Source organism: Altererythrobacter sp. (genome assembly GCF_050299635.1).
In the GTDB taxonomy this organism is placed as follows: Bacteria; Pseudomonadota; Alphaproteobacteria; order Sphingomonadales; family Sphingomonadaceae; genus Erythrobacter.
In genome coordinates this window covers 1-24,542 of record NZ_JBNKWF010000020.1, presented here as the reverse complement: position 1 = coordinate 24,542, position 24,542 = coordinate 1, and the positions used below count along the sequence as shown (strand labels likewise).

21 protein-coding genes are annotated in these 24,542 nt (G+C 58.8%); 16 read left to right on the top strand and 5 right to left on the bottom strand.

The genetic code is table 11. The features are described from left to right. Positions 1-4 precede the first annotated feature (4 nt). From ACQY6C_RS11175 to ACQY6C_RS11155, 5 genes are all read left to right on the top strand, one after another. Positions 5-478, top strand: a complete 474-nt coding sequence (locus ACQY6C_RS11175) for a VOC family protein (protein ID WP_427968731.1) — start codon at positions 5-7, stop codon at positions 476-478. Beyond that, positions 475-1,242, top strand: coding sequence for an IclR family transcriptional regulator (locus ACQY6C_RS11170; RefSeq protein WP_427968729.1), 768 nt, complete (start codon positions 475-477; stop codon positions 1,240-1,242). Before ACQY6C_RS11175 ends, ACQY6C_RS11170 begins: the two co-directional genes overlap by 4 nt. Positions 1,243-1,563: 321 nt before the next feature. Next, entirely contained in the window at positions 1,564-2,487 is a 924-nt protein-coding gene (locus ACQY6C_RS11165; RefSeq protein WP_427968727.1) for an SDR family NAD(P)-dependent oxidoreductase, read from the top strand. After that, positions 2,484-3,227: a glutathione S-transferase family protein gene (locus tag ACQY6C_RS11160; RefSeq protein WP_427968725.1), complete on the top strand. Its 744-nt coding sequence runs from the start codon at positions 2,484-2,486 to the stop codon at positions 3,225-3,227. Before ACQY6C_RS11165 ends, ACQY6C_RS11160 begins: the two co-directional genes overlap by 4 nt. After that, positions 3,224-3,976, top strand: coding sequence for a glutathione S-transferase family protein (locus ACQY6C_RS11155; RefSeq protein ID WP_427968723.1), 753 nt, complete (start codon positions 3,224-3,226; stop codon positions 3,974-3,976). Before ACQY6C_RS11160 ends, ACQY6C_RS11155 begins: the two co-directional genes overlap by 4 nt. 50 nt (positions 3,977-4,026) lie before the next feature. Here the strand turns inward: ACQY6C_RS11155 and ACQY6C_RS11150 are convergent, their stop codons facing one another. Then, positions 4,027-4,776 (bottom strand): glutathione S-transferase family protein, encoded by a 750-nt coding sequence (locus ACQY6C_RS11150; protein WP_427968721.1) that lies wholly within the window; start codon positions 4,774-4,776, stop codon positions 4,027-4,029. A gap of 34 nt (positions 4,777-4,810) precedes the next feature. Between ACQY6C_RS11150 and ACQY6C_RS11145 the strand changes: the two genes are divergently transcribed. Further along, positions 4,811-5,692 carry an SDR family NAD(P)-dependent oxidoreductase gene (locus ACQY6C_RS11145; RefSeq protein ID WP_427968719.1) on the top strand — a complete coding sequence of 294 codons (882 nt, stop codon included), beginning with the start codon at positions 4,811-4,813 and terminating at the stop codon, positions 5,690-5,692. 21 nt (positions 5,693-5,713) lie between these two features. Here ACQY6C_RS11145 and ACQY6C_RS11140 read toward each other — a convergent pair whose 3' ends face one another. From ACQY6C_RS11140 to ACQY6C_RS11130, 3 genes are all read right to left on the bottom strand, one after another. After that, positions 5,714-7,108 carry an MFS transporter gene (locus tag ACQY6C_RS11140; RefSeq protein WP_427968717.1) on the bottom strand — a complete coding sequence of 465 codons (1,395 nt, stop codon included), beginning with the start codon at positions 7,106-7,108 and terminating at the stop codon, positions 5,714-5,716. A gap of 17 nt (positions 7,109-7,125) precedes the next feature. Continuing rightward, positions 7,126-9,549 carry a TonB-dependent receptor gene (locus ACQY6C_RS11135; protein WP_427968715.1) on the bottom strand — a complete coding sequence of 808 codons (2,424 nt, stop codon included), beginning with the start codon at positions 9,547-9,549 and terminating at the stop codon, positions 7,126-7,128. A gap of 176 nt (positions 9,550-9,725) precedes the next feature. After that, positions 9,726-10,550 carry a GntR family transcriptional regulator gene (locus tag ACQY6C_RS11130; protein WP_427968713.1) on the bottom strand — a complete coding sequence of 275 codons (825 nt, stop codon included), beginning with the start codon at positions 10,548-10,550 and terminating at the stop codon, positions 9,726-9,728. 50 nt (positions 10,551-10,600) lie between these two features. Here ACQY6C_RS11130 and ACQY6C_RS11125 point away from each other — a divergent pair, with 50 nt between their 5' ends. The 6 genes from ACQY6C_RS11125 (at position 10,601) to ACQY6C_RS11100 (ending at position 17,896) form a co-directional block, all read left to right on the top strand. Next, the gene (locus ACQY6C_RS11125) at positions 10,601-11,278 is read left to right on the top strand and encodes a glutathione S-transferase family protein (protein ID WP_427968711.1); all 678 of its coding nucleotides are present in this window, start codon (positions 10,601-10,603) and stop codon (positions 11,276-11,278) included. Between the two features lie 37 nt (positions 11,279-11,315). After that, positions 11,316-12,161, top strand: coding sequence for a fumarylacetoacetate hydrolase family protein (locus ACQY6C_RS11120; RefSeq protein ID WP_427968709.1), 846 nt, complete (start codon positions 11,316-11,318; stop codon positions 12,159-12,161). A gap of 51 nt (positions 12,162-12,212) precedes the next feature. Next, positions 12,213-13,247: a Rieske 2Fe-2S domain-containing protein gene (locus tag ACQY6C_RS11115; protein WP_427968707.1), complete on the top strand. Its 1,035-nt coding sequence runs from the start codon at positions 12,213-12,215 to the stop codon at positions 13,245-13,247. A 148-nt stretch (positions 13,248-13,395) separates the two neighbouring features. Then, complete coding sequence (locus ACQY6C_RS11110; protein WP_427968705.1) at positions 13,396-16,380, top strand: molybdopterin-dependent oxidoreductase; 2,985 nt, start codon at positions 13,396-13,398, stop codon at positions 16,378-16,380. Beyond that, positions 16,377-17,228: a 4Fe-4S dicluster domain-containing protein gene (locus tag ACQY6C_RS11105; RefSeq protein ID WP_427968704.1), complete on the top strand. Its 852-nt coding sequence runs from the start codon at positions 16,377-16,379 to the stop codon at positions 17,226-17,228. Before ACQY6C_RS11110 ends, ACQY6C_RS11105 begins: the two co-directional genes overlap by 4 nt. Positions 17,229-17,257: 29 nt before the next feature. Continuing rightward, entirely contained in the window at positions 17,258-17,896 is a 639-nt protein-coding gene (locus ACQY6C_RS11100; protein WP_427968702.1) for a VOC family protein, read from the top strand. Positions 17,897-17,917: 21 nt separating this feature from the next. Here ACQY6C_RS11100 and ACQY6C_RS11095 read toward each other — a convergent pair whose 3' ends face one another. After that, the gene (locus ACQY6C_RS11095; RefSeq protein ID WP_427968700.1) at positions 17,918-18,676 is read right to left on the bottom strand and encodes a TetR/AcrR family transcriptional regulator; all 759 of its coding nucleotides are present in this window, start codon (positions 18,674-18,676) and stop codon (positions 17,918-17,920) included. On the opposite strand from ACQY6C_RS11095, the gene ACQY6C_RS11090 reads away from it, so the two are divergent. The 4 genes from ACQY6C_RS11090 to ACQY6C_RS11075 all read left to right on the top strand — a co-directional run bounded on the left by ACQY6C_RS11090 (position 18,657) and on the right by ACQY6C_RS11075 (position 24,247). Continuing rightward, positions 18,657-19,586 (top strand): 3-keto-5-aminohexanoate cleavage protein, encoded by a 930-nt coding sequence (locus ACQY6C_RS11090; RefSeq protein ID WP_427968699.1) that lies wholly within the window; start codon positions 18,657-18,659, stop codon positions 19,584-19,586. The genes ACQY6C_RS11095 and ACQY6C_RS11090 overlap by 20 nt on opposite strands. Positions 19,587-19,755: 169 nt before the next feature. Continuing rightward, positions 19,756-22,110, top strand: a complete 2,355-nt coding sequence (locus tag ACQY6C_RS11085; RefSeq protein WP_427968698.1) for a TonB-dependent receptor — start codon at positions 19,756-19,758, stop codon at positions 22,108-22,110. Positions 22,111-22,287: 177 nt separating this feature from the next. Then, positions 22,288-23,328: a Rieske 2Fe-2S domain-containing protein gene (locus ACQY6C_RS11080; RefSeq protein WP_427968696.1), complete on the top strand. Its 1,041-nt coding sequence runs from the start codon at positions 22,288-22,290 to the stop codon at positions 23,326-23,328. Positions 23,329-23,362: 34 nt separating this feature from the next. Then, positions 23,363-24,247, top strand: a complete 885-nt coding sequence (locus ACQY6C_RS11075) for an acetoacetate decarboxylase family protein (RefSeq protein ID WP_427968694.1) — start codon at positions 23,363-23,365, stop codon at positions 24,245-24,247. Positions 24,248-24,542: the final 295 nt, after the last annotated feature.

Sequence of the window (24,542 nt, the reverse complement as noted above, 5' to 3'; positions counted from 1 at the left end):
AGAGATGGACGTAACACCTTTGATTGCCGTCGATGAAGCGCCGCCGCCGCCCCCACCTTTCGACTTGCGGAACCATCATTGCGGCATCAGCGTACCCGATCTGGAGGCGTCTATCGCATGGTATCGTGACATGTTGGGATTTGCCGTCGAATTGCGAACCGACATGCCCCAGGTGCCCTTTAGCGGAGCGTTCCTGAAACGCGGGTCGACGCGTATAGAATTGTTCGAACGACCGGGCGCCGCACCACTGCCGCCCGATCGGCGCGATCCCGATGCCGACCTGGCCACACATGGCACCAAGCATATGGCGCTCGAAGTATCCGATATCCACGGCGCCTTCGCCTTCCTGACCGAACGGGGGGTCGAAGTCGCAATGCCGATCTTCAAATGTTGCGGCATGTCTGCCGGTTACATCCGGGATAATGCAGGCAATCTGATCGAGCTGATCGAACATGAAGACGGGCGTCGCGGCCTATGACCACATCAGACAGAGTTCTAAACATCCTTAGCCTGTTCAGCCTCGACAAGGGGATTTGGACCGTGGAAGAGGCCGCCCAGCAACTCGATCTGACAGTCAGCACCGCCTATCGTTACTTCAGAAGCCTTGTAAGTGCGGGATTGGTGGTTGCCGACGAACCGGGCCGATATAGCCTTGGTCCGGCGATCATCCACCTTGACCGGCAGATGCGGTTGCACGATCCGCTCATCACGACAGCGCAGCCGATCATGGCTGACATGGCCTCGGAACTGGGCGAAAACAATGTGCTGCTGCTGGCACGGCTATACCGGTCGCAGGTCATGTGCGTACATCAGGAATTCGTGGTGCAACCGCGCCTGGCCGTAAGCTATGAGCGTGGACGGCCGATCCCCCTACATCGCGGCGCGGCCTCCAAGGCGATACTGGCCTATCTCCCGTCCCGCGCCATGAGGCAGGTCAAGGCAGATTCCGATGTGCCGGAAGATGTTTGGAAGGACCTTCAGCCCCAGCTTCGTCAAATCCGCAGTCGCGGCTACAGCCTCACGGAATCCGAGATCGACCCCGGAATGCGCGGTATTAGCGCGCCCATCCTGGCTCCGGACCAGAGCGTGATCGGCAGCCTGTCCATCGCTGCCGAAGCAACAGTGCAATCGGCGGAAGAGTTGGAGCGATCTATCCAATTGATCATCCGCGGGTGCAAGTTGATCGAAGCAGCATTGGCAGTGCGTGCGGCTTCCCGTGAGCACAACGAGGCAACGCCGTAGGCGGGCTGACCACTCTTCTAATCCTGCTCCGCTGAAATCACGATAGCCGGATTTGCCGCATTTTACGCCAGCCAATCTGCGCGTGTCGGAGACCTCCCGGTCTTCGCAGCAGAGGCCGAAACCCTGAATGCGCTGCTACACAACACAATCGGCCTACCGCCTGGCATCTGCCTCCCCTGCATATCGAATGCGGAGACATGATTGCAGCAACGCCCCTGTTGAATTATCGATTTAATTTAGATAATGGCCTTTAAACCGATTTTTTGAGACGGTCGCTGGTGGTCGAGTAATGGTCCAGCGGACGGGGGGTGAGGAGGCGTTATGAAAGACATCCAGGGCAAGGCCGCGTTCATAACGGGCGGCGCCAGCGGCATAGGTCTTGGCATTGCAACCGCAGTGGCATCGGCGGGAATGAAGGTAATGCTCGCCGATCTGCGGGAAGACAGTTTGGCTGAAGCTGCCCGGACCTTGTCTGCGAAGGGCGCAAATGTGGAGACCGTCGTTGTAGATGTAAGCGACCGCTCCGCTATGGCGGCAGCGGCGCAGGCGACCGTCGACCGCTTCGGCCCGGTAGAACTGGTCGTGGCAAACGCCGCAGTCGGTATGATCGGCCGTGTCCGTGACGCAAGCTTTGATGATTGGGACTGGAGCAATTCGGTCAACATCGGCGGCGTGGTGAACGCCATCCAATCCTTCCTGCCGATCCTGCGCCAGCAAGGCCACGGGCATTTCGCCGCGACCTCGTCCATGGCCGGCATCAACCCCCTCGCCCATGGCGGCCTCTATTCGGTCCAGAAGGCTGCAGTGATGGCCATGATGGAAGCGCTTTGCGCCGAGCTTGCGGACGAGGCGGTCGAGGTATCGGTAATCTGCCCCGGAATGACGCGCACCAACGCGAGAGAGACGATGAAGCTACGGCCGGAACGCTATGCCGATCATGGCATCCGCGTTTCCATTCCATCCGCGCCGCCACCTGACGCTCCGCCCATGCCCAATCCGATGGATTTCGCGATGGACCCTCTCGAATTGGGCCAGCGCGTTCTTCGCGGGTTGCTTGCCGGCGATCTCTATATCCTTACCCATGCCGAATTCGAGGACGAAATCCGGGACGGGTTCGAAACAATTCTGGCGGCCATGCCTTCGGATCGGTTCCCTGCCCCGCCTCCGGGTGCCAGCAGCCCGCCAGGCATGAATTTCGGCGTCTATGCCAATGCTCTTGCCCGCAGGAAGGCCGCGGCGTCATGAGCGTAGAGCTGTACCATTTCGAGCCCAATGCCAATGGCGGCAAGCCGATCATGGCGCTGCTCGAAAAAGGGGTGACATTTACCAGCCATTGGGTCGATCTGCTCAATTTCGAGCAACACCAGCCCGCCTATCTCGCCATCAATCCGAAGGGGCAAGTACCCACGCTGGTTCACGACGGGATGACGATCACAGAATCGACTCCAATGTGCGAATACATCGAAGAAGCGTTCGAAGGCCCCTCCCTTAGGCCTGCGGACGCGCTTGGCCGTGCACGCATGAGAGCATGGGCGCGCTATGGCGACGAATTTCTGGGCCCATCACTTTCGATGATCGGCTGGAGCACCTTTATCGCGCCGATGATGCGCGAACGCGAGAAGTCGCAGATCGACAAGGCGATGGAGGCGATCCCAACAGAAGAACGGCGAAGGGCTTGGGCGAAAACATTCGCGGGCGATTTTGCGCCTGAGGAAATCGCGGAATCCTTCCGTCGCATTGGCATCGCCGCGCTGCGAATGGAGCATCAGCTCTCACAAACGCCCTGGCTGGCGGGAGAAAGCTTCTCCATCGCCGATATCGTCCTGTTCAACATGTCGGGTGCGATGCCGATGATGCTGCCGGATACGGTCAATCCCGGCAAAACCCCCCACTTGCTCGACTGGATGCAGCGGACGGGCTCACGTCCGGCGATCCGGCAGGCCCTCGCCTATTCCCGCAACTCCCTGCGTGGACCTCAACAATGACCCGGATATTAATCCATGCCCCAGTGGGCAATTCCGCCAAAATCCTCATACTCCTCGCAGAAAAGCAGCTGGATCTGCCGGTCGAGAAGGTAACTGTTCCCGTCGATGCGGTGCTTGCTGAAGTCCATTTGGCCAGCCCCTCCGCGTCGCTGCCAGTACTCATTGAGGAAGATGGCTCCGCGATAGCGGAATCGAGCGTGATCTGCGAATATCTCAACGAGCGCTATTCCGATACGCCGCTCATGTCTTCCGATGTGGTGGGAAGATGGCGCACGCGAAGCTGGTTCAAGTTCGTCAACGAAGACCTGGCGCCCGCGACAGCGATCCTCGCCTGGCAGGCCTGGACGTTGCAGAGCCTCAAGGAGTCGGCCAGCATCGCCCTCGCCACGCGCCTGGCTCATCTGCCGGTCGAGCGGCGGCTGTTCTGGGAGGAAGCGCTTGCCGGATTCAGTGCCGCACGGATCGATCAGGCGCGATCCAAAATCGCGATGGTCGCCGGACTTATCGAGCAGGCTCTGGCTGACTCACCTTATCTCGCGGGCGAACTCTTTTCGCTCGCGGATATCGATGTCTGGCCTTTCGCCAGCGTCCTGCCCCGTCTCGTTCCCGATATTGTCAATGCCGACGCCACCCCACGACTTATGGCCTGGATTGAGCGCGTTGGTGAGCGCCCCGCAGTGCGCCGCGCTACGGCTGACGCGCAGGACACAGATTGGGTGCCCGGACCAGAGCCCATCCGATGGGGATGAAGAGGTGGAGCAGAACGCCAGGCGGTGTGCCTGCCCGCCCGGCCTCCCGTTCACAAACCGGCGGCGCGCAGCGTCTCAAACACCTTGTTGGGCATGGCCAGCGCCCGTTTCACCGCCGGCCGTTCGTCCATCGCGGACAGCCAGCGCATGACGTTGGGCGCAGCCTCGGGGTTGACCACATCCGGCATCATCCGCACCAGCCCCGGAACCACGGCATAAGTCGCGATATCCGAAAGGCTATATGTGTCGCCTGCGGTCCAGGTGTTGACGGCAAGGATCGCTTCCAGACGGCGAGTTCCCTCGGCGAGATAGCTTCGCGACTCCTCAATCTGTTCCGGCGTGAAGCCCTCGGCTGCAATCGTCGCCCATTTTTGCTGCCTGTCGGCCATCGGCACACGGGCGATCTTCTCCATCATTGCTTCAGTGCCCAGTTTGCGGGCGAGCGGGTGGAGCAGGAACTGCCAGCCGATGCGGCTTCCATGCGGACCAAAATAGTCGTCGCACCATTTGGTCCATATCCGCATCCGCGCACGGCCGAGCGCATCAGCAGGCTTGAGCGACGGGCCATCGAACGCTTCGTCGAGATATTCGTTGATCACCGAAGATTCAGTCAGGATCGCACCGTCATGATCGATCGCCGGCACAAGCCCGTCGGGATTGACCGCCAGATAGTCGTCCGAATGCTGTTCGAAGGCGAGCAGATTTACATAGTGGCTTTCGAAGGGGATGTCCTTTTCGAACAAGCAGATGAGAACCTTGACCGAATTGGCTATCGGTTCCGCGTGATAGACGGTCAGCATGCGAATTTCCTTTCCCGTGAATGTGGAGGTTGAGATGCAGGATTTTAAAGGCCGCACGGCTTTCGTTACCGGTGGTGCCAGCGGCATCGGACTGGGGATCGCGCAGGCGCTCGCCCGGCAAGGCGCACAAGTGGCGATTGCGGATATCAACGAGACGCATCTGGCGGAGGCGGTGGCCACCGCCGCCGATGCGGAAATCGTACTGCGGCCCTACAAGCTGGATGTTACCGACCGCACGGCCCATGCCGATGTGGCCGATGCTGTCGAGCGGGATCTGGGGCCGGTGACGATCGTCGCACTGAACGCTGGCCTTGGAGTGATCGGCCGTATCCAGGATGCCGGTTACGACGATTGGGACTGGATCATGGGCGTCAATCTGGGAGGCGTGATCAATGGCGTACGCACGTTCGTCCCGCGCATACGCGGGCACGGCCTGGGCGGTCATGTGGTCGCGACATCTTCGATGGGCGGCTTGGTTGTTGCCGACAGCGGCGGTATCTACTCTGCGGCCAAGGCTGGCGTTATCGCGATGATGCGCTGCCTGCGGGCGGATCTGGAAAAGGAGGGTATCGGCGTGTCGGTGCTGTGTCCGGCCGCGGTGAACACCAATATCCACCAGCATTATGACATGCGCCCGTCCAGCTATTCGGACGCGCATTATTCTCTCAGCCCCGAAGAGCTCGAACAGCTGAAGGCAATGTTGGCGATGGGGATGGACCCCGCCAAGGTTGGCGATCTGGTGATCGAGGGCATTCGCGCCAACGCCGAATTCATCATGACTCATGGCATGCTGGCCCCGGTGGTCGAGATGCGGCGCGATGCCATTCTCGCTTCTTTGCCCGACGAGCCAAAGAATGAGGCTCGTTGGCAGGCAGATCTCATGGCGCGGCGCTTCATGGATCAGAGCCTCGCATGAAGTTCCATCGGGCGCGCCCGCTCACGCCCAACGGCGGGCGCGCTCCACTTCCGTACCAAACGGACGCAGCCCCAATGAGATTGACAGCGCACCGAGTGTGCCGAGAACAGCACTCGTAAGCGCCATCGCCAGGCCCAACTTGGCCTCGCTGCCCAGCACGAAGTCGGTCAAAGTGGCTACTACCGTCGGACCTAGACCGAAGCCGATCACATTATACATGACGAGAAATAGCGCGGTCATCTGCGCCCGCATGCGATTAGGTGTAACGATCAAAAGCGCTGCATTCTGCGATCCTATCGCCGAAACGGAAATCCCCATTGCAAGCCCGAACATGACCAGTGCCAGTTGAGGGCTCGGCATGAGCGGCATGGCAACCGCAAAAGGCAGCGCAAGCCAATGGGCCCATGCCACAAGCCGCAGACTGGCGTCGTTCCGGCCCTGGCGGGCGAACATTTCGGTTACGCGGAAGCCAAGCATCAAGCCAACCGGCATGCAAACAAGGCTGGTAATGCCGGCAGCAGGGCCAAACTGGGCCGGCGACCACCCATGGGCTCGGGAGAAGAAGGCAGGCGTCCAGCCGGCAGCTCCCGCAGCGGCAATGCTGCTGAGCGCAAGCCCGATGAACATCGGCGCAAAAACCCGTCGGTTGTCTGAAAGATAGCGCAACACCTCACGCAGGCTGGCAGCCTCGTTCAAGGTTTCTGCAGGGCGACCTCTGCGAACAGGTTCCGGCACGGTTACATATAATGCCGCTGCCAGGAGGCCAGGCAGTCCGACCATGATGAAGGTTGCCTGCCAAGGGCGCACCTCTCCCAGCAAGGGCAGTACAATTGCCCCGCCTTGCGACAGCGAACCAATGATGAAACCGCCTAGCAACAGTGACAAACCGTTCCCGCACACGAATGCGAATGCCATCAACGACATCGCCCGTGGCAGCTTTTCGGGCGGAAAAAGATCGGACAGCATGGATGACATGGAAGGGGCTACACCCGCTTCTCCGGCCCCCACCCCGAAGCGAAACAGCGCCAGTTGCCAAAAGGCCTGAGCGGTCCCGCACAAGGCCGTGGACAGGCTCCAAACGACGACGCACACGCCCAGTATCAGCCGCCGGCTTCCCCGATCGATCAACTGGGCAAGCGGCAATCCAAGCACGAGATAGAAGGCAACAAAGGCGAAACCCATCACCAGGCTGATCTGGGTATCGCTCAAGGCGAGGTCTTGTTTGATCGGCTCGACCAGCAAATTCAGCAGGCCGCGATCAAGATAGCTGATCGTCAGGGTGATCCCGAAGACAAAGACAGCCCACCACGCCTGCCGGGGCGGCGGCCAAGGCGTACCCCCTTGGCCGACACTGCCTGTCTCAATGACCGACTGGTCCGGGTCGATGGATTGGCCATGCATCTCGAAATTGCGCATCTATGGCAGTCGCAGATTCAGAAGCGCTTGCGCAACGTCAACTGCCATTCGCGGGGACGACCCGGTTGGCCAAGCGCGATGCCGCTGATCGAAACCGTCTCGAACTTGTTCAGGTAATAGTATTTGTCGAACAGGTTGCTCACCGAAAGGACGAGATCGAGGTCTCGCGCTTCATTGCTCCAGGTGATCTGGGCGTTCGCCAGAGTATAGGAATCGATGGTGTTATATGGGTTTTGCACGGCACCGGTAAAAATCGAGCCCTGATAATAGACGTCGAAACGTGGCGTGATCGAACCGGCACTACCAAGAGGAAACTCATATTGTGCACCCGCATTCCATTTCCACTTCGGCGTAAACAGGCGGTTTGACTGCAACGTGATCCCTGTCGAAAGCGCGGCGGCGCTGATTTCCTTGTACTGGAAGTCGAGATAGCTCACCGAAGCATCGACACTCAGACCTTCAACCGGTCGCAGCACGGTTTCAAGTTCGAATCCCTTGATGTCAGCCTTGCCGCCGTTGATCACGACAGCTGAGGGAAAGGTGCCCGCCGAGGGATTGTAGGTGGGCGAGGTCGGGTCCTCGTCGATCGGCATATTGGGATTGACGTATGGATTGTTCGTTCCCAGCAGAATATTCTTGTATTTGTTCAGGAAGACTGCCCCGTTCAGCGTTATGGCGCGGTCCAGGAAGCTGGATTTGAAGCCGAGTTCAAACGCGTTCAGCGATTCGGGTTCGAAAGGCACGACCTGGTTGCTGAAGAAGGGACGCGGATTGATTCCGCCGCTGCGAAAGCCGGTCGAAAACTGACCATAGACCATCACATCGTCGGTGAAATGATAGTCGATGTTTGCCTTGTAATCGAAACGGTCGCCCTTGTAGATCGCGCCGACACCGTCGATGGCGGCCAGCGCAGGCGGTGGCAGACCGGTATTTGGATCGGTACGATTGTAGATGTAGGTCTTTCGCTCGTCCGAATAGCGAACGCCCGCGGTCAGATTGAGCTTATCCGTGACGTGCAGCGTACCATGCGCGAACAGCGACTGGCTGCGTGGACGGGCCGGGTCGTCCAGAAGCGTATCGAACACGGTCGGGAAATAGACCCGCCCGCCCGTGGTATCCTTCGCCTTGAAATAAAACCCGCCGATCGTCCATTCGAGCAAATCGCTGAAGCTTCGGCCGCTCAGGCGAAGTTCCTGGCTGAGCTGCCAGTGCTTGAAATCATTGGCGACCAGCTGGAAGTTGAAGGGGCTCGCATCGGCATCGTTGTTGAACGATCCTTGATATCGCCGGTATGCGGTAATCGATTTGAGCGATAACGAGTCCGATATCCGCCAATCTATCACTCCGGAAACGCCCCAATCCTTCAGGTCATTATTCCGTTGCAAGGCATAGGCACTTGGCGGCCTTGTAATAACCACCGGCCCGACCGGTGTCAGCGCGGTATATATCCCGCCAGGATCGTTGTAGGTTGCATAGTTGATATAGCTGCCGCTGGTCTCGAAGCGAGAATCGAATGGGACGCCATTAAGGAAAAAACGTCCCCGATTTTCGCCATGGGTCAAGATCGTGGCGCCGGGCTCCGATTTGTCGATGCTGAGGTCACCGGTAATAGTAACGGTCACATCATCGCCAGGCGTCCATTGCAGCACGCTGCGCAAGCCATAATATTCCTGCCCACCCTCGCTGCCGAGCTTACAGCTCTTCGACGTCACGAATGAGGGCACTCCCGAGGTTGGATTGAGACAGCCGTAATCAAGGCTGGTGATATAGCCGTCGCTATATCGCGCCACGCCTGACAGCCGCATTGCAAGCCGATCCTGCACGAGTGGAATGTTCACGGCTGCGCGAAGGCCGACCTTGTCGAACCGACCAATATTTGCCTCTACGCTCCCTTCGAAATCGTTCGATGGCTGCCGCGAGAAGAGTTTGAGCGCGCCGCCAATGGAGTTCTTGCCCGCAAGGGTCCCTTGCGGCCCGCGCAGTATCTCCACCCGGTCGATATCGACCAGATCGAAGATCGAACCGAACACGGTGGAATAGTAAACATCGTCGATATAGACGCCTACTCCCGGTTCCAGCGCAAAGTTGGTGTCGCCCTGTCCAATCCCGCGAATGAAGACCTGCGATGCCGGCCCATAGACTGCGCCAGCCGGCTTGATGGTGACGTTCGGGGCCTGTTCGCCCACCTGAGTTACGGACGCGAGATTTCGTGCCTGGAGCATTTCGGAATTGAGCGCCGTGATCGCGAGCGGCGTGTCTTGCAGCCGTTGACTGCGGAATTGCGCTGTTACGATTATCTCCGGCACGCCTACATCGCCTGCCTGGGGCGGATCCGAAGGCGGCGGCGCCTCTTCCGCGTTGGCTGACTGACCAACAGCCAGAGATACACCAAGTGCCATCATCCCTACGCTGCACGCGCGCATACCGCCCATTATCCGCATCGGGTCTCCCTCCCTATTTGACGATAATTAAGTTATTTTGCCTTATAGATACATATTTTCAATCTTCGTCAATATTAATCGATTTTTTTGAACGAGGGCGTGGCGGAGGGTCGACGCACTCGTCGCACACAGTTTGATTGGAAATCTGACTACGGAGCTATTCGGCCTATCTGCACTCAGACGGCAGGTTGGCTGAAATAGCGTTGGACCAGTTCGGCCGTATGGCGAACGTGCGTCTGCGCCAACTCGATGGCTTCCTCAACGTGACGATTGATTGCAGCATCGGCCATGCTCGAATGTTCCGTGTCAATGTCACGCTCAGGCGCCTCGGAAACTCGCTGAGACAGCAACCTGTATCGGTCGGAGAAATCGAAAAGAGTATCCATGAAGCTCACCAGAGGTGGCAGTCCGCAAGCGGCAATGAGTGAGCGATGGAAATCACGGTGCGCCTCGCGCGCCGCGGGATTGAGGCGTGGGGGATCACCGATCATCCATTCCGCCCGCCTGAGACGATGCAGCGCAAGGACAACCCCTTCCTCCCAGGCAGCATCACCGCGCTCCAGGGAACGAGGGAGCAGCAGTTCATAAAGCGCGCAACGGGTTTCCGTAAGCTCCTGCAATTCTTCCAAGGATACGGGAGCAACGATGAAGCCGCGCTGATCGAGCTGCACGACCAATCGCTCCGTCGAAAGGCGATTGAGCGCTTCCCTGATGGGAGAAGTTCCCAAACCGTAACGCTGTTTGAGTGCGTCGATGCGCAGCTTTTCGCCGGGCGCCAGGCCACCCGCCACGATCTCGTCCCGCAGACGTTCATAGATCGAGGAAGCCAGAGTGGCGCGATTGTTTCCTTCGTTGGACAAGCCCCGTCGTCCCATAAGCCAAAAAATCTCCAAACTGCGGCGCAGCGTTTCACTGGCACGTATGAAGCACATTTTGTGTTGCCACACTACGAAATCCAATTTAATCGATATAATGTCAAATATCCAAATGTTATCGATCATTGGCGAAATCGCGGATATTCGCACTGAAGATCGGCTCGCAGGGAGTCCCCATGATTGAATTCTATACCGCCGCGACTCCCAATGGCTGGAAGGTGTCGATCGCGCTTGAAGAACTTGGCCTGCCCTACCGGCTTCACCCGATCAATCTGGGTGAAAATGAGCAGAAAACGCCGGAATATCTTCGCCTTAACCCAAACGGCCGAATTCCGACGATCGTTGACGACGATGCCGATGGCGAGCCTATGGCAGTGTTCGAATCCGGCGCCATCCTGCTGTATCTTGCGGAAAAGACCGGCGCGCTGATCCCTGCCGATAGCCGCGGCCGGTGGGAAACATTGCAGTGGATAATGTTCCAGGCGGCAGGGCTCGGCCCCATGATGGGGCAAGCGGCCGTGTTCCTGCGTTACGCGCCGGAGCGTCTCGATTACGCCATCGAGCGCTATCAGCGCGAATCTCGCCGCCTTCTGGAAGTGCTCGATTCACGCCTGGCAGATCGCGAATGGCTGGTCGGAGATGATTTCTCTGTAGCCGACATCGCACATTGGAGCTGGGCACATACATATGAGTTCATTGGCCTCGACATTTCAGGACTCGACGGGCTCGCTCGATGGATTGAGCGGATCGGTGCCAGGCCCGCCGTGCAGCGCGGCATCGCCATCCCCCAGTCCATCGACCTGACCCAGATCGACGAAGCAGAAATCGAACGCCGGCGCGGAGCGTTGGCATGAAGTCCCATCACCTCAAGCAGAGAGAAAGATTAACCCTATGAAATTGGCCAGATTTTCCAAGGATGGACAGACCCGGATCGGCAAGGTTGTGGGAGATCAGGTGATTGACCTGTCGCAGGTCGAGGGCGTCACCCAATCCATGCGGCAACTGCTGACTGACCTGCCGCGCCTTCGGGAACAGCTTGAGGCTACAGAAGGCCCGTCAATACCGCTCTCCCAGGTAAGGCTTGAAGCGCCGATCGACGATCCGCAGAAATTTCTCGCCATCGGGATGAATTACCAGGCGCACGCCGATGAGGCCGCCGCTGCCGGGATTCCTACCCCAACCAGCCAACTCTGGTTCAACAAGCAGGTGAGTTGCATCGCCGGGCCGAGCGATCCGATCGTCCTGCCAAAGGTATCGGACAAGCTCGATTACGAGGCAGAGCTGGCCTATGTGATCGGCCGCAAGTGCCGCCATGTTCCGGCTTCCGAAGCCCTCTCGGTGGTGGCCGGTTACCTTGTCGCCAACGATGTCTCGGTTCGCGACTGGCAGCATCGTTCCCCCACCTACACTCTGGGCAAGTCCTTCGACACCCATGGCCCGATCGGCCCCTGGATCACGACTGCCGATGAGATTGCAGACGCCGAGAATCTGGAGATAAAGCTTACGGTAGACGGAGTGACCCGCCAGCAGGCGCTGACCAATGACCTCATCTACAAGATCGCCGAGCAGATCGAATATCTGACCACCGTGATGACGCTTTATCCGGGTGACATCATCGCCACTGGTACCCCCTCCGGCGTGGCGGCGGTCGATCAGAATTGGCTGAAGCCGGGCCAGATCGTGCGCGTGGAAATCGAAGGACTTGGAGCGATAGAAAACCCAGTTGTCGCCGAGTGACCATCACCCGTAGCAGGCGATATCGAGGTCTGGTGCAAAGGGAGAGACACAATGCGTTTCGTCAATAACACCTGGTATTGTGCAGGATGGTCGGGCGAACTTGGCGACACCCCCTTCGGACGCACCTATAACGACAAGCCGATAGTGTTCTATCGGGATGAGAGCGGTGCGCCAGTGGCGCTCGGCGGGGCATGCCCACATCGGTTTGCCCCGCTGGCGCAGGGTCGCGTCACCGGCGACCGGATCGTATGCCCCTATCATGGCCTCGAATTTGATCGAAGCGGTGCCTGTGTTCACAATCCGCACGGAACCGGAGCTATCCCTCCCAACGCGCGGGTCGAAACCTATCCGGTCATAGAGAAGAACGGTGCAATCTGGCTGTGGCTCGGCGATCCCGCGGAGGCCGATCCGTCCCTGCTCAGTGATACGGACTGGCTGCTTTCACCGGATTATGCGGTGATTACCGGCTACCTCAAGGTAAATGCCAATTACCAGCTCGTGACCGACAATTTGCTTGATCTCACCCATGCGCCTTTCCTCCACCCGGATACACTTGGAGGGAGGCCCGAGGATTCATTTGGAGACAGGATGCACCATGATTTCCGAATGGAGGACGGAAACGTCATTCATTCCGACTATCATGTTTCCCCCATGCCGCGTCCGACACCACAGATGATGCCGCTGTGGGGCGATCGACCGAGTCTGTTCAGTTCGAAGATGACATGGCGCCCGACCGCGCGGATGGAACTCGACATCAACTTGCGCAACACAGACCCGGCGAGCGACGAGGAAATCCATGTGCCGAGCCTGCACTATCTCGCGCCGGAAACGCAAACCAGCACACATTATTTCTTCGCGATGGGGCGCAACGTGAAGATTGACGATAGCGAGCAGACCGAAATCATGGCGCGTTTCGCTCGCATCGCATTTGAACAGGAAGACGAGCCGATGATCCGGCAGGTCCAGGAAATGATGGGCACGACCGACCTGTTCAGCCTGCGCCCGGCAATTCTCGAAACCGACATTGCCGCAGTGCAGGCGCGGCGCATCGTCGAGAAGATGAGGAAAAGGGAAGTGAGAGCATAGCCGGTCCCACGAAGCAAATCCATCGCCAGCCATAATGACTAGACATTCTATTATTGACTGTTTAGTCTACCAAAGGGCAGAAGCCGACGATGTGCGGCGCGGTTAGCCACCGGTAGAAGCAAGACTGCACGATACGAGAGGATGGTCAGTGAACTTGAAGGCGTTGAGACTGAAGGCAACCCTGTTCGTCCTGCCACGTATCTTCGCGCTCAAGGCAAAATCGAATCCGGCTTTTCGCGCTTTCCTCTCGCAAAAGAAATGCGTGGTCCAGCTGCGCCTCGCCGACGATAGCATCGCACGCTACTTTGCCTTCGATCATGGCCGGATCGAAACCACCAAAGGCCGTCACCCCGCCCCGGACATGACGATGACCTTCAAGGACGTGGACACCGCTGCAACGCTGCTCACACCGCCAATCGATTATGGCGAGGTGATCCACGCGGGCAAAAATTTTCGCATCATCCTTGAAGGCGACGACGAAATCATCGGTTGGTTCGCAATGCTTGCTGCAAGGCTGGAATCCGATGGCTGGGAAATGGGTGTCAGGCAGAAGGATGGCTCCACCCGCTATACGCAGATAACCAATGGCGGGCCGCTTCACGTCTATGTCAAGGACGGCCGCATCCTGCGCGCGACGATTATCGAGTTCGACAAGGACGACCCCGAAACCTGGACAATGGAGGCGCGCGGAAAGACCTTCAGCCCGCGCCGAAAGGCCTATGTTGCGCCCCATGCGCACGCGCTGAAATCCGTGGTCTATTCCGATGATCGCGTGCTCTATCCAATGAAGCGCGTCGATTTTGATCCAAATGGCGATCGAAATCCGCAGAACCGCGGGACCTCGGGCTATGAGCGGATCAGTTGGGACGAGGCGCTGGACATTGTCGCCTCGGAGATCCTGCGGCAAAAGCAGGTGCATGGCCCCGGCGCCATCGCCCTCGCCCATCCGTCGCACCACCAATGGGGCAATATCGGCTATTACCTGTCGGCCATGATGCGCTTTGGAAACGCCATCGGCGTAACCAGGGTGCTGCTGAACCCCGACAGTTGGGAGGGCTGGTATTGGGGCGCTATGCACCATTTCGGCAATTCGATGCGACTGGGTGCAACCTCCGGCTATGGCACGCTGGAGGATGCGCTCAAGGAATGCGAACTCATCGTCTACTGGTCGAGCGATCCGGAATCGCAGTTCGGAGCCTACGGCGGAACCGAAGCGAGCGAACGCCGCCTGTGGGCCAAGGAGCTTGGGATCGAAGCGGTCCACATCAATCCGCACTACAGCCCAACGGCTGCCTTCACGGGCGGAAAATGGATGCCTATCCGGCCGGGGACCGACACCGCACTCGCGCTCTCCCTCATGTATGTGTGGATCGTCGAGGACACATATGACCATCATTTCGTAGAAAACCGTTCGACCGGCTTCGACGAATGGAAGGCCTATGTGCTGGGCGAGACGGACGGCCAGCCGAAAACCCCCGAATGGCAGGAAGGAGAAACCGGCATCCCTGCGCGCGAAGCCCGCGCTCTTGCCCGGCTATGGGCGAGCAAGCGGACTTACCTCGGCTGCGGCGTGAACGGTGGCGGTTTTGGCGGCGCCTGCCGCAATGCCAGCGGCATCCAGTGGGCCCGCGCGATGGTGATGCTGATGGCAATGCAGGGATGGGGCAAGCCGGGTGTCAATTTCGGCAATCTCACTACCGGCACGCCGGTCGACCTGGAATTCTACTTTCCCGGCTATGGCGACGGCGGCATTTCCGGAGAGCTGATGGCGACGGGTTCGGCGACCAACAATTATGTGCGCATGCCGCATCTGCTCTCGATGAATCCGGTGTCGCAGATCGTTCCGCGGCAGCGCCTGCCGGAGGCGATCCTCGAAGGGCACGCCGAAGGCTACCTGCTTGAGCCGACAAGCCTGGAGATTCAGTTTCGCCCCTATTTCTATCCCGCACCGGGTCATTCGAAAATCCACATGCTCTATCGCTATGGGGGATCGTCCATGGGCACGATCGCGGACTCCTCCCGCTTTGTTGAGATGTACCGGTCGAGCGAACTGGAATGCGTCGTCGCACAATCCATATGGATGGAGGGCGAGGCCAAGTTCGCCGATATCATCCTGCCGGCCTGCACGCAGTTTGAACGGTTCGACATCGGTGAATGGTCGAACACCTCGGGATTCGGCTACCATTGGCAGGCGCAGCTCAACCACCGGATCATCGCGCTGCAGCACAAATGCATCGAGCCGCTCGGGGAATCCAAGTCGGACTATCAGATCTTCTGGGACATCTGCAAAAGGCTGGGCCTGGGAAATTACTTTTCTGAAGGTTGTTCGGAACTGGATTGGGCCAAACGTGTCTTCGACTCCTCCGATCTGTCCCGGCACATCAGTTGGAAGGAGTTCATAAAGAAAGGCTATTTCGTCGTTCCGCCCGAAAAACCGGCGCTCAAGACCAAGGTTGACATGCGCTGGTTCTATGAAGGGCGCGCGAAGGATTTGCCGGAACCCTTCCCTCTCCCCGGCGCCTATAGCCAGAAATATCTTCACGGGCTCCAGACCCAATCCGGCCTGTTCGAATTCATTCCCAATTCGCTCAAGCGCCTCCAGCCCGAACGACCCGACAGGCCGGCACTGATGCGTTACACCCGCCCCTTCGAAGGGGCCCGCGAAGGCGAGGCTTACAAGCGATTACCCATCCAGCTTATCACGCCCCATCAGCGTTTCAGCTTCCACACTTCGCAGGACGGCAAGGGCGGCGCGATTAGCGATGTGGCCGATCACCGCGTCCGCATCGACGGGCATTATTTCTGGATCATCCGCATCGCCGAAGACGATGCAAAGGCACGCGGAGTCGCCCATCACGACCTGGTGCGGGTATATAACGATCATGGCAGCGTGATCTGCGCGGCCGAAGTCACCAACCGCCTCGCGGCCGGCGTCGCCCATTCCTACGAATCCTCGGCGACCTACCAGCCGCTGGGCGAGCCCGGCGCATCACCAGAGATTGGCGGGTGCGTGAACATCCTTACTCCGAACCGCATGCAGGCGGACGGCACGGTTGCGTCCTCCGGATCGCTTTGTCTGGTCGAGATCGAAAAATGGGATGAGAGCCGAACATGGCTGGAGGCAGCCGAATGACAAAGTGGAACCTGATCTTCGACGTCGCGCGCTGCAACAACTGCAACAACTGCGTGCTCGCGACCAAGGACGAATATCTCGGCAACCGTTTCGACGGCTATTCCGAGCCGGCTCCGAAGCTCGGCGATCTTTGGCTGACTCTCAAGCGGCATGAGCGCGGTGCCGCGCCGATGATCGATGTGTCCCACTATATCGAGACCTGCCAGCAATGCGATGATGCACCTTGCATCAACGATGCGACGCGCGATGCCATTTCCAAGCGCCCTGACGGGATTGTCGTGATCGATCCGGAAAAAGCCAAGGGACGCAAGGATTTCGTCCAGGCTTGCCCTTATGGCCAGATCTTCTGGAATGAGGAACAAGACCTGCCGCAAAAATGGTCGTTCGACGCCCATCTGCTCGATGCGGGATGGGCCGAACCGCGTTGCTCGCAAGCTTGCCCAACTCAAGCGCTGACCACTGTGCGGCTGAGCGAAGCGGAAATGGCACGGAAGGCGCAGGCCGAGGGGCTCGTCAATCTGCACCCAGAACTCGGGACAAAACCGCGAATCTGGTATCGAAATTTTAACAGAGTGACACACGCGTTCCTGGGCGGAACCGTAGTGACGATGAGCGACAATTCAGAGGATTGCGCCGAAGGCGTGACGGTCGAGCTGTCACGTGACGGAGCCGTCGTGTCAACATGCCTGACTGACGCTTTTGGCGATTTCAAGTTCGAGCCGCTGGAAGCGGGTGGCGAAAGCTACCGGCTGCGGATTCTCGCAAAGGACGGCACGGAGCTCGCCATTCGTGACGCTCCGCTCGAAACGAGCCGCCACATCGGCGTGATCGCCATTTCGTCGCAATGAGACTTGCCCGTTTTTGAAGGGAAAACACCATGACCGTCACCGAAGAAACCGATCGCGCCAAACTGCTCGAACAGACAGGAACAAGTCCCGAAAAGCTTGCCCACATCGTTCTGCGCACGCCCGAATTCGAGAAGATGCGCGACTTCTATCTCACCTTCCTGAACGCGCGCGTCGCCTATCAGAACGACTTTGTATCCTTCCTGCGTTATGACGACGAGCATCATCGGATCGTTATTATCAGGATGCCGGACCTGGCACCGGTGCAGCATCGGGCAGCCGGCCTCGAACATTATGCCTTCACCTATCCGACGATGGGGGCGCTGCTGGCCAACTATGTCCGGTTGAAGGCGATCGATATCCATCCGTGCTGGTGCATCAACCACGGGTTCACGACTTCTATCTACTATCGCGACCCTGACGGAAACATGGTCGAGACCCAGTTCGACAATATGGATGTCGCGCAGGCCGATGCCTTCATGACGGGCGATTATTTCGACAAGAATCCCATCGGCGTCGATTTTGACCCGGAACTGCTGCTCGCACGTTATCGCAATGGCGATCCGCTGGCCGAATTGGTCAAGCTAAAGGCAGCCCCCTATGCAGCGGGCGTACCCCATATCCGCCCAGAAGGCGTTCCTCCCTATGACGCTGATGGCGAGCTGCTTTAGGCGATGCAAACCCTTCGACGTTCAGCCGAATACATATGTGACCGCATCCTCTGCTGTATTCGCCGCCAGATCGTCTGGCACGCCAAGCGCGCGCAACATCACAAAGGCAATCTGCCGCCCGATCTCCCTTGCGGCATCATCGCCCTGAGGCGCAGAAAGGTGATCAACCGCCGTCGCGATCAGGCCAAATACGGCAAGAACACCCGCTTCCACGGAAATCTTGGTGAATTGACCCGAATGGATGCCGGACTCGATATCGTGTCTCACGCCATCGTTGATCGGATCATGGATATTCACCCGACGACGGGTGAGATTGACCATGGCGTGATAGCGGTCGGGATGCTCGATGGCGTAACGGATTACCGTGACGACAGCGCGGGCAACCCGGATGGAGGCGTCAGTAACGTCCGCATTGGCCGCATAGACCTCCCGTTCGCAATCTCCCTGCACGAGCGCAACAATCGTTTCAGCAAGGCCCTCCTTACCTTCGAAGTGGTTGTAGAAACTTCCCTTCGCCACGTCGGCCGCATCAACGATATCGTCAATGGTCACGCCGTCGACAGACTTCGCAGCAAAAAGTTGCTGACCTGCGCCGATCAGCGCCTTCCGCGTCCGCGCCCTGCGCCGATCCACTCGCTTTTCACCATCGGCCCGGCCCGGCTCCGCAGTCATCTGGCAGCACATCCAATCACTATTGTTCGTTCTAGTCACTATTATACAATGTGGTTCGCAATATTCCAGAAAATTCGGGCAGCGGCCCGTGCCTGAACCGGTCATCATCACCTGCGCAATCACGGGATCGCTACATGTCCCTTCCATGTCGCCCTATCTGCCGCTCACGCCCGAGCAGATCACGCGAGAGGCGATTGCGGCAGCGGAAGCAGGCGCGGCGATCCTGCATCTTCACGCGCGCGATCCGGACGATGGCCGACCGTCACCGGATCCGGACGTGTTTCGCCAATTTCTGCCACGCATCAAGCAGTCGACCGATGCAGTGTTGAATATCAGCACCGGCGGAGCCCCGGGAATGACAATGGACGAGCGCCTTGCCGCGGCGGAATGGGCAAGTCCCGAAATGGCTTCGCTCAATATGGGGTCGATCAATGTTGGCCTTTATCCTGCTCTCGACAAGATCAAGGATTTCCGTTTCGACTGGGAACGCGGCTTCCTAGAAGCTTCGCGCGACAACGTGTTCAAAAACACGTTCAAAGACATTGAAGACATCCTCAACCGCCTTGGCAAGGGGCACCACTGTCGCTTCGAATTCGAATGCTACGACGTGGGTCATCTCTACAACCTGGCCCATTTTGTCGATCGCAAGATCTACGATCCGCCTCTGTTCATCCAGTTCTGTTTGGGCATTCTGGGTGGCATCGGCGCCGAACTCGATCACTTGCTTCATCTCATCCGCACTGCCCAGCGGCTGTTCGGCAATCAATTCGAATGGTCCATCCTCGCGGCGGGGCGACATCAGATGCCAATGGCAACGCACAACGTCCTGCTGGGCGGCAATGCGCGTGTCGGGCTGGAAGACAGCCTCATGATCGAACGCGGCAGGCTGGCTGAATCCAATGCCGACCAGGTCGCCAAGCTGGCAGGCATCCTGCGTGCGCTCGGCCTCGAAGTGGCAACCCCGGACGAGGCCCGCGCACGTCTAGGGCTCAAGGGTGGTGATCAGGTCGGGTTCTGACTGGCCATCACAGGATCAATACACTTTTTCGATGACAATGACTATTTGGTATATTATTAGACTAACTATAACATTTCTAGCCGATTCGGACCACGAATGGACCTGGCAAAAGCCATGGCCGAGCGGATCTGGGCTTCTGGCCAATGAATAATCTAGAATGGGAGGGAAAATGATCAGGGAACTCAAAGGCTCGGTGGCGCTTGGCGTCCTGGCTTTCGCAAGCTTGCCCGCATTCGCGCAGGACCAACAAACCCCAGCGGCAGATGACGGATCTATCCATGACATTGTAGTCACCGCCCAGCGGCGCTCGGAAAGCGTCCAGAAGACAGCCCTGTCGATCGAGGTCTTCAGCGGTGATACGCTTTCCGAGCGCGGCATCGCCCGCCCCGACGACTTGACCAAGCTGGCCACGGGCCTGCAGGTCGGTGGCGGCACCACCACCCAGGTTTACATTCGCGGCGTCGGCGATTTCGGGGTGACGGCCACGGCCAATCCGGCGGTTGTCACAAGCCTCAACGGTGTCGCCATCGCGCGGCCCCAGGCGATCTCCGGCAACTTCTTCGACCTTGAGCGGGTTGAAGTCCTGAAGGGTCCGCAAGGCACACTTTACGGCCGCAACGCCAGTGGCGGTGCCCTGAACCTGATCGCAGCGAAGCCCAGGATCGGCGAGTTTTCCGGCTATTTCAACGGCACAATCGGCAATTACGAGACCTTTGCCGGCGAAGGCGCCGTCAATGTGCCAATGACCGACGTGGGCGCTCTGAGACTTGCCTATCAGTTGAGCGACCGCGACGGCTATCTCACCGATGGGGGCGACGACGACAAGCATCAGTCGGTCCGGTTGCAGGGATTGCTGGAGCCAAACGATGCGATGACGCTTCGTCTGGGCGCCGGCTACACACATCTCGGTGGCAACGGGAGCGGATTGGCGGTGATTCCGCGGATACCCGGACAATCGGCCTGGACCGGTTCGACGTCGACAGCTGCGGCCGACTATCACACGGCACTTGCAACGGCGATCTTCATGGCATCAGGGGGCACCTCGGTTCCCCCCGCCCTGCTCGATCGCCCCGATGCGTTCGATCTGCACCAGAACGTGCAGAGCTGGAATGTCGATGCCCAACTCGATTACGATTTTGGCGGTGCGACGCTGACAGTCATTCCGGCCTACCGCCGGACCACAGCCAAATTTTCAATTCAACCAAGCTTCAACTATTCGCTTGGCGACGGAACCGACGGCGAAACGTCGGACCAATATTCGCTCGAAGCCCGGCTTGGCCACACCGGTGACAAACTGAAATGGGTGGTTGGCGCGTTTGCCTTCAAGGAAGATCAGAGTACGGACTTTGCCGTCAATTCCGGTTTGATCCAGCGTATCAGGGTCGCATCAGACCTTTCGACCAAGTCCTATGCGGCCTTTGGTGAAGCAACCTATTCAATCATCGATGCGCTCCGGCTCATCGCCGGGCTTCGCTACACTTCCGACCGCCGCGAACAAACGGATTTCCGGAAGTTCGCGATATCGCCGACAGTAACCGGCCAACCTCCGCTGGCTATCCCATGCTTGCCACCTGCATTCCTTCCTGGAGAGCAGTGCAGCCTTCTCCCGCCCGGATCGTTCGACACCAGCAAGACGTTCAAGAAGGCGACATGGAAAGCCGGTTTCGAGGCTGATCTTACGCCGCAGTCGATGCTTTTCGGAACGGTGAGCACAGGCTTCAAGGCGGGCGGCTTCAATCAGGCTATCGACCCGGCCAATCCGGCCCAGACCCTCGCCTTCGCTCCTGAAACCATCACCGCCTATACGGTCGGTCTGCGCAATCGCCTTTTGGACAACAAGCTGCAACTGAACGTAGAAGGGTTCTATTGGGACTATAAGGATCTCCAGCTCACATCGCTGCTCCTTGACGGTTCCGGCAACATCTCGCTGGCGACACAGAATGCCGGCAAGGCCCGGCTCTACGGCTTCAACGCCGACGTCATCGCCAAGCCAGCGCGAAACACGACGCTGCGCGCCGCGCTCGAATATGTGAACTCCAAATACAAGGATTTCTCCTATGTTCAGGCCGCTGCGTTTACGCCGCCCGGATCGACCGGTTGCGCGGTCACACCGTCCAGCCTCGCTCCAGGGCCGCTGGGCCCGTTCGTCAATATCGACTGTTCAGGCTTTCGGCTTGTGCGTTCTCCGAAATGGTCGGGCAGCGTCGGCCTTGCCCAGATCATTGATCTGAACAACGGTGGCAACTTCACCTTCGATACCGATCTGGCATTTGCGAGCAGCCGCTACACATCCACCAGCTTCATCGCAAACTCGAAGGTCGCCTCCTACACCAACTGGAGCGCTTCGCTGACCTATAACGCGCCGGGCGACCGCTGGTTCTTGGGCGCCTATGTTCGCAATATCACCAATGCAAAAATCTATACCGGCGGCGGCGGCGACCAGAGTCCTTTCGTGACCGGCTTCATCACCAGCTCGATCGGCGCACCACGGACCTGGGGCGGCCGCTTTGGAGTGCGTTTCTGAACCGGAAGCGGTCCCTCCGGCGAGGGGCCGCCCGAACATGAGCGAGACCGAACATGGGCGAGACCGAGCGACAGTTCCCGGCGAACGGGAGAATGGTTTTTTTGCAGGCTGGGTCAGGCTGCGCGTCCGGCTCAACCCGGCCAGTTATTTGAATCGATCGACCTGGAAGGAATGCTGATGAATTACCTACTCGATTGTTGGTACTGTGCCGCCTGGTCATCCGAAGTTTCGGACGCCCCAATAGGGCGGACCCTGCTCGAAACGCCAATTGTGCTTTATCGCGATTCGGCCGACAAGCTGATTGCACTCGACGGGGCCTGCCCGCACCGTTTCGCCCCACTTGCCGAGGGTCAGGTGACAGGCGATGAAATCATGTGCCCCTATCACGGTCTCCGCTTCGACCGAACGGGTGCCTGCACGCATAATCCCCACGGGTCCGGCGCGATTCCTCCCAATGCACGAGTCAAGTCCTACCCCATTGTCGAACGCAATGGCGTGATCTGGATCTGGCTTGGAAATCCCGATGCGGCCGACGAAACCCAACTTTCGAACCGCGACTGGCTGGTCAGCGGCGACTATGCCTGTGCCAAGGGGCATCTCCTGGTTCACGCCAACTACCAGATGGTCATCGACAATCTGCTCGACCTGACGCACGCCCCCTATCTCCACGCGGGCACGGTTGGCGGCAATCCGGAAGACTCGATCGGCGCGATCATGGATCACAAATTCCACATGGGCGACGGCAACGTCATTCATTCGGACTATTTTGTGGCGGGGATGCCTCGGCCGACGCCGCAGATGCTGCCGCTCTGGGGTGACCGGCCCGGCGATTTTCGGGCAGAGATGACCTGGCGCCCGGCCGCGACTCTCGAACTCGATATCCGCATGTCCCCTCCGAACGGGAACAAGAACGACGGCTTGCACCTGCCGAGCTTGCACTATCTCGTCCCCGAGAGTGAAACGAAGACACACTATTTCTTTGCCATCGGACGCAATGTCATGATCGATGATGAGGAGCAGACGGTGTTCATGGGCGAGATGGCGCGCCGCGCCTTCGAGGAAGAGGACGAGCCGATGATCCGGCAGTGTGCGGAACTCATGGGCACGACGGACCTGTTCTCGCTGAAGCCGACGATCCTGGAGACTGACATTGCCGGAGTCCAGGCCCGCCGCGTGCTAGCCAAGCTGATCAGGCAGGAAGCGGCAGCCGCGGCCTAGACCCGTCAATGAAACCTACTCGAGGGACAAAACAATGACCGTCAACACGATCCCCGGTGCGCGTTACCGGATGCCCACCGTATTTGGTCCTGCCATTGGCCCGCGGCAGCATCCCGATGGCAGAATGTGGACGCCCGAAGAAACCGGAACCATGAATTCCGACTGGATGCGGATCGCCTACCGCACGGACCCGGCAAAGCTTGAACGCATTTTGCCGCCGGGCTTCGAACTGCGGGGAGAGCCGATCCTGTCCGTTTCCTGCGCATGGTTTCGCAACCTCTACTGGATTGCGGGTCGCAGCTACGGCATCCTCTCGCTTGATTTTCCGGTGACCTACCGCGGCAAGGACGAGGTCATAGAAGGCAGTTTCTGCCCCATCATCTGGGAAGGCCGCCCGGATGCGATCCTGACGGGACGCGAGGAGCTGGGTTTTCCCAAAATGTTCGCTGAATTCCCGGAAATCGAATGGGACCGCGAATTGGGCACCGCGCGCTGTTCAGCAAGCTGGATGGATTTCACCTTCTTCGACATCGAACTGACCGGGCTGGTCGAAGAAGCAAACCCGAAAAAGATCCTGCCCGGTTCGGGCGGAGGACCGCAACTCTATTACAAGTACATGCCGCGCACGAGCCCGAACGGAGTCGAAGGCGCGGACATAGAATATGTCACCTGCGGAGCCCCAAAAGGCTCGACGGCGGCCAACATCGTGATGGATGATTTCGAATATCGGCGCTGGACCGGTGACGGTTCACTCAACTGGCACAAGGCAACCTTCGAACAGCTGCCGCTCACCTTCAATATCGTCAATACCGTGGCAGACTTGGATATGCTCGAGATCGTGGAGGTCGAGATGGTCAGCTTCGCCGGACCGGGGATCGCGATCGCCGTGAACTCGATGCGTGCCGTCGAGCCCGCCTGAACGTTCAAAAAAAGCCTTGGCCAAGGCGACGGCTTCGTTTGGTTGCCGAGATAACGCATCGTACCCAGACTCTGATGTGTCAATCAGCGCGCAAACGAGGCCGGATCAGCGTACAATGGGAATCAGGTGCTCGGTCAGACGCTCCAGTCATCCCGAAAATATCGATCTGCGCCAAGGCCTGGTTGGCGCCGACGTGCAATTGCTGCCCATCCAGAATGTGAGTTGTCCTGCCTGGGCCGGCTCGCGAGCCAGGTTCACCAATAGCCTGCCCGGAATTTCGCAAAAAGCTGGCTCC

Coding starts and splice junctions, on each gene's coding strand:
- ACQY6C_RS11175 (WP_427968731.1), top strand. CDS start 5: ATGGACGTAACACCTTTGATTGCCGTCGATGAAGCGCCGCCGCCGCCC.
- ACQY6C_RS11170 (WP_427968729.1), top strand. CDS start 475: ATGACCACATCAGACAGAGTTCTAAACATCCTTAGCCTGTTCAGCCTC.
- ACQY6C_RS11165 (WP_427968727.1), top strand. CDS start 1,564: ATGAAAGACATCCAGGGCAAGGCCGCGTTCATAACGGGCGGCGCCAGC.
- ACQY6C_RS11160 (WP_427968725.1), top strand. CDS start 2,484: ATGAGCGTAGAGCTGTACCATTTCGAGCCCAATGCCAATGGCGGCAAG.
- ACQY6C_RS11155 (WP_427968723.1), top strand. CDS start 3,224: ATGACCCGGATATTAATCCATGCCCCAGTGGGCAATTCCGCCAAAATC.
- ACQY6C_RS11150 (WP_427968721.1), bottom strand. CDS start 4,776: ATGCTGACCGTCTATCACGCGGAACCGATAGCCAATTCGGTCAAGGTT.
- ACQY6C_RS11145 (WP_427968719.1), top strand. CDS start 4,811: ATGCAGGATTTTAAAGGCCGCACGGCTTTCGTTACCGGTGGTGCCAGC.
- ACQY6C_RS11140 (WP_427968717.1), bottom strand. CDS start 7,108: ATGCGCAATTTCGAGATGCATGGCCAATCCATCGACCCGGACCAGTCG.
- ACQY6C_RS11135 (WP_427968715.1), bottom strand. CDS start 9,549: ATGCGGATAATGGGCGGTATGCGCGCGTGCAGCGTAGGGATGATGGCA.
- ACQY6C_RS11130 (WP_427968713.1), bottom strand. CDS start 10,550: ATGATCGATAACATTTGGATATTTGACATTATATCGATTAAATTGGAT.
- ACQY6C_RS11125 (WP_427968711.1), top strand. CDS start 10,601: ATGATTGAATTCTATACCGCCGCGACTCCCAATGGCTGGAAGGTGTCG.
- ACQY6C_RS11120 (WP_427968709.1), top strand. CDS start 11,316: ATGAAATTGGCCAGATTTTCCAAGGATGGACAGACCCGGATCGGCAAG.
- ACQY6C_RS11115 (WP_427968707.1), top strand. CDS start 12,213: ATGCGTTTCGTCAATAACACCTGGTATTGTGCAGGATGGTCGGGCGAA.
- ACQY6C_RS11105 (WP_427968704.1), top strand. CDS start 16,377: ATGACAAAGTGGAACCTGATCTTCGACGTCGCGCGCTGCAACAACTGC.
- ACQY6C_RS11100 (WP_427968702.1), top strand. CDS start 17,258: ATGACCGTCACCGAAGAAACCGATCGCGCCAAACTGCTCGAACAGACA.
- ACQY6C_RS11095 (WP_427968700.1), bottom strand. CDS start 18,676: ATGATGACCGGTTCAGGCACGGGCCGCTGCCCGAATTTTCTGGAATAT.
- ACQY6C_RS11085 (WP_427968698.1), top strand. CDS start 19,756: ATGATCAGGGAACTCAAAGGCTCGGTGGCGCTTGGCGTCCTGGCTTTC.
- ACQY6C_RS11080 (WP_427968696.1), top strand. CDS start 22,288: ATGAATTACCTACTCGATTGTTGGTACTGTGCCGCCTGGTCATCCGAA.
- ACQY6C_RS11075 (WP_427968694.1), top strand. CDS start 23,363: ATGACCGTCAACACGATCCCCGGTGCGCGTTACCGGATGCCCACCGTA.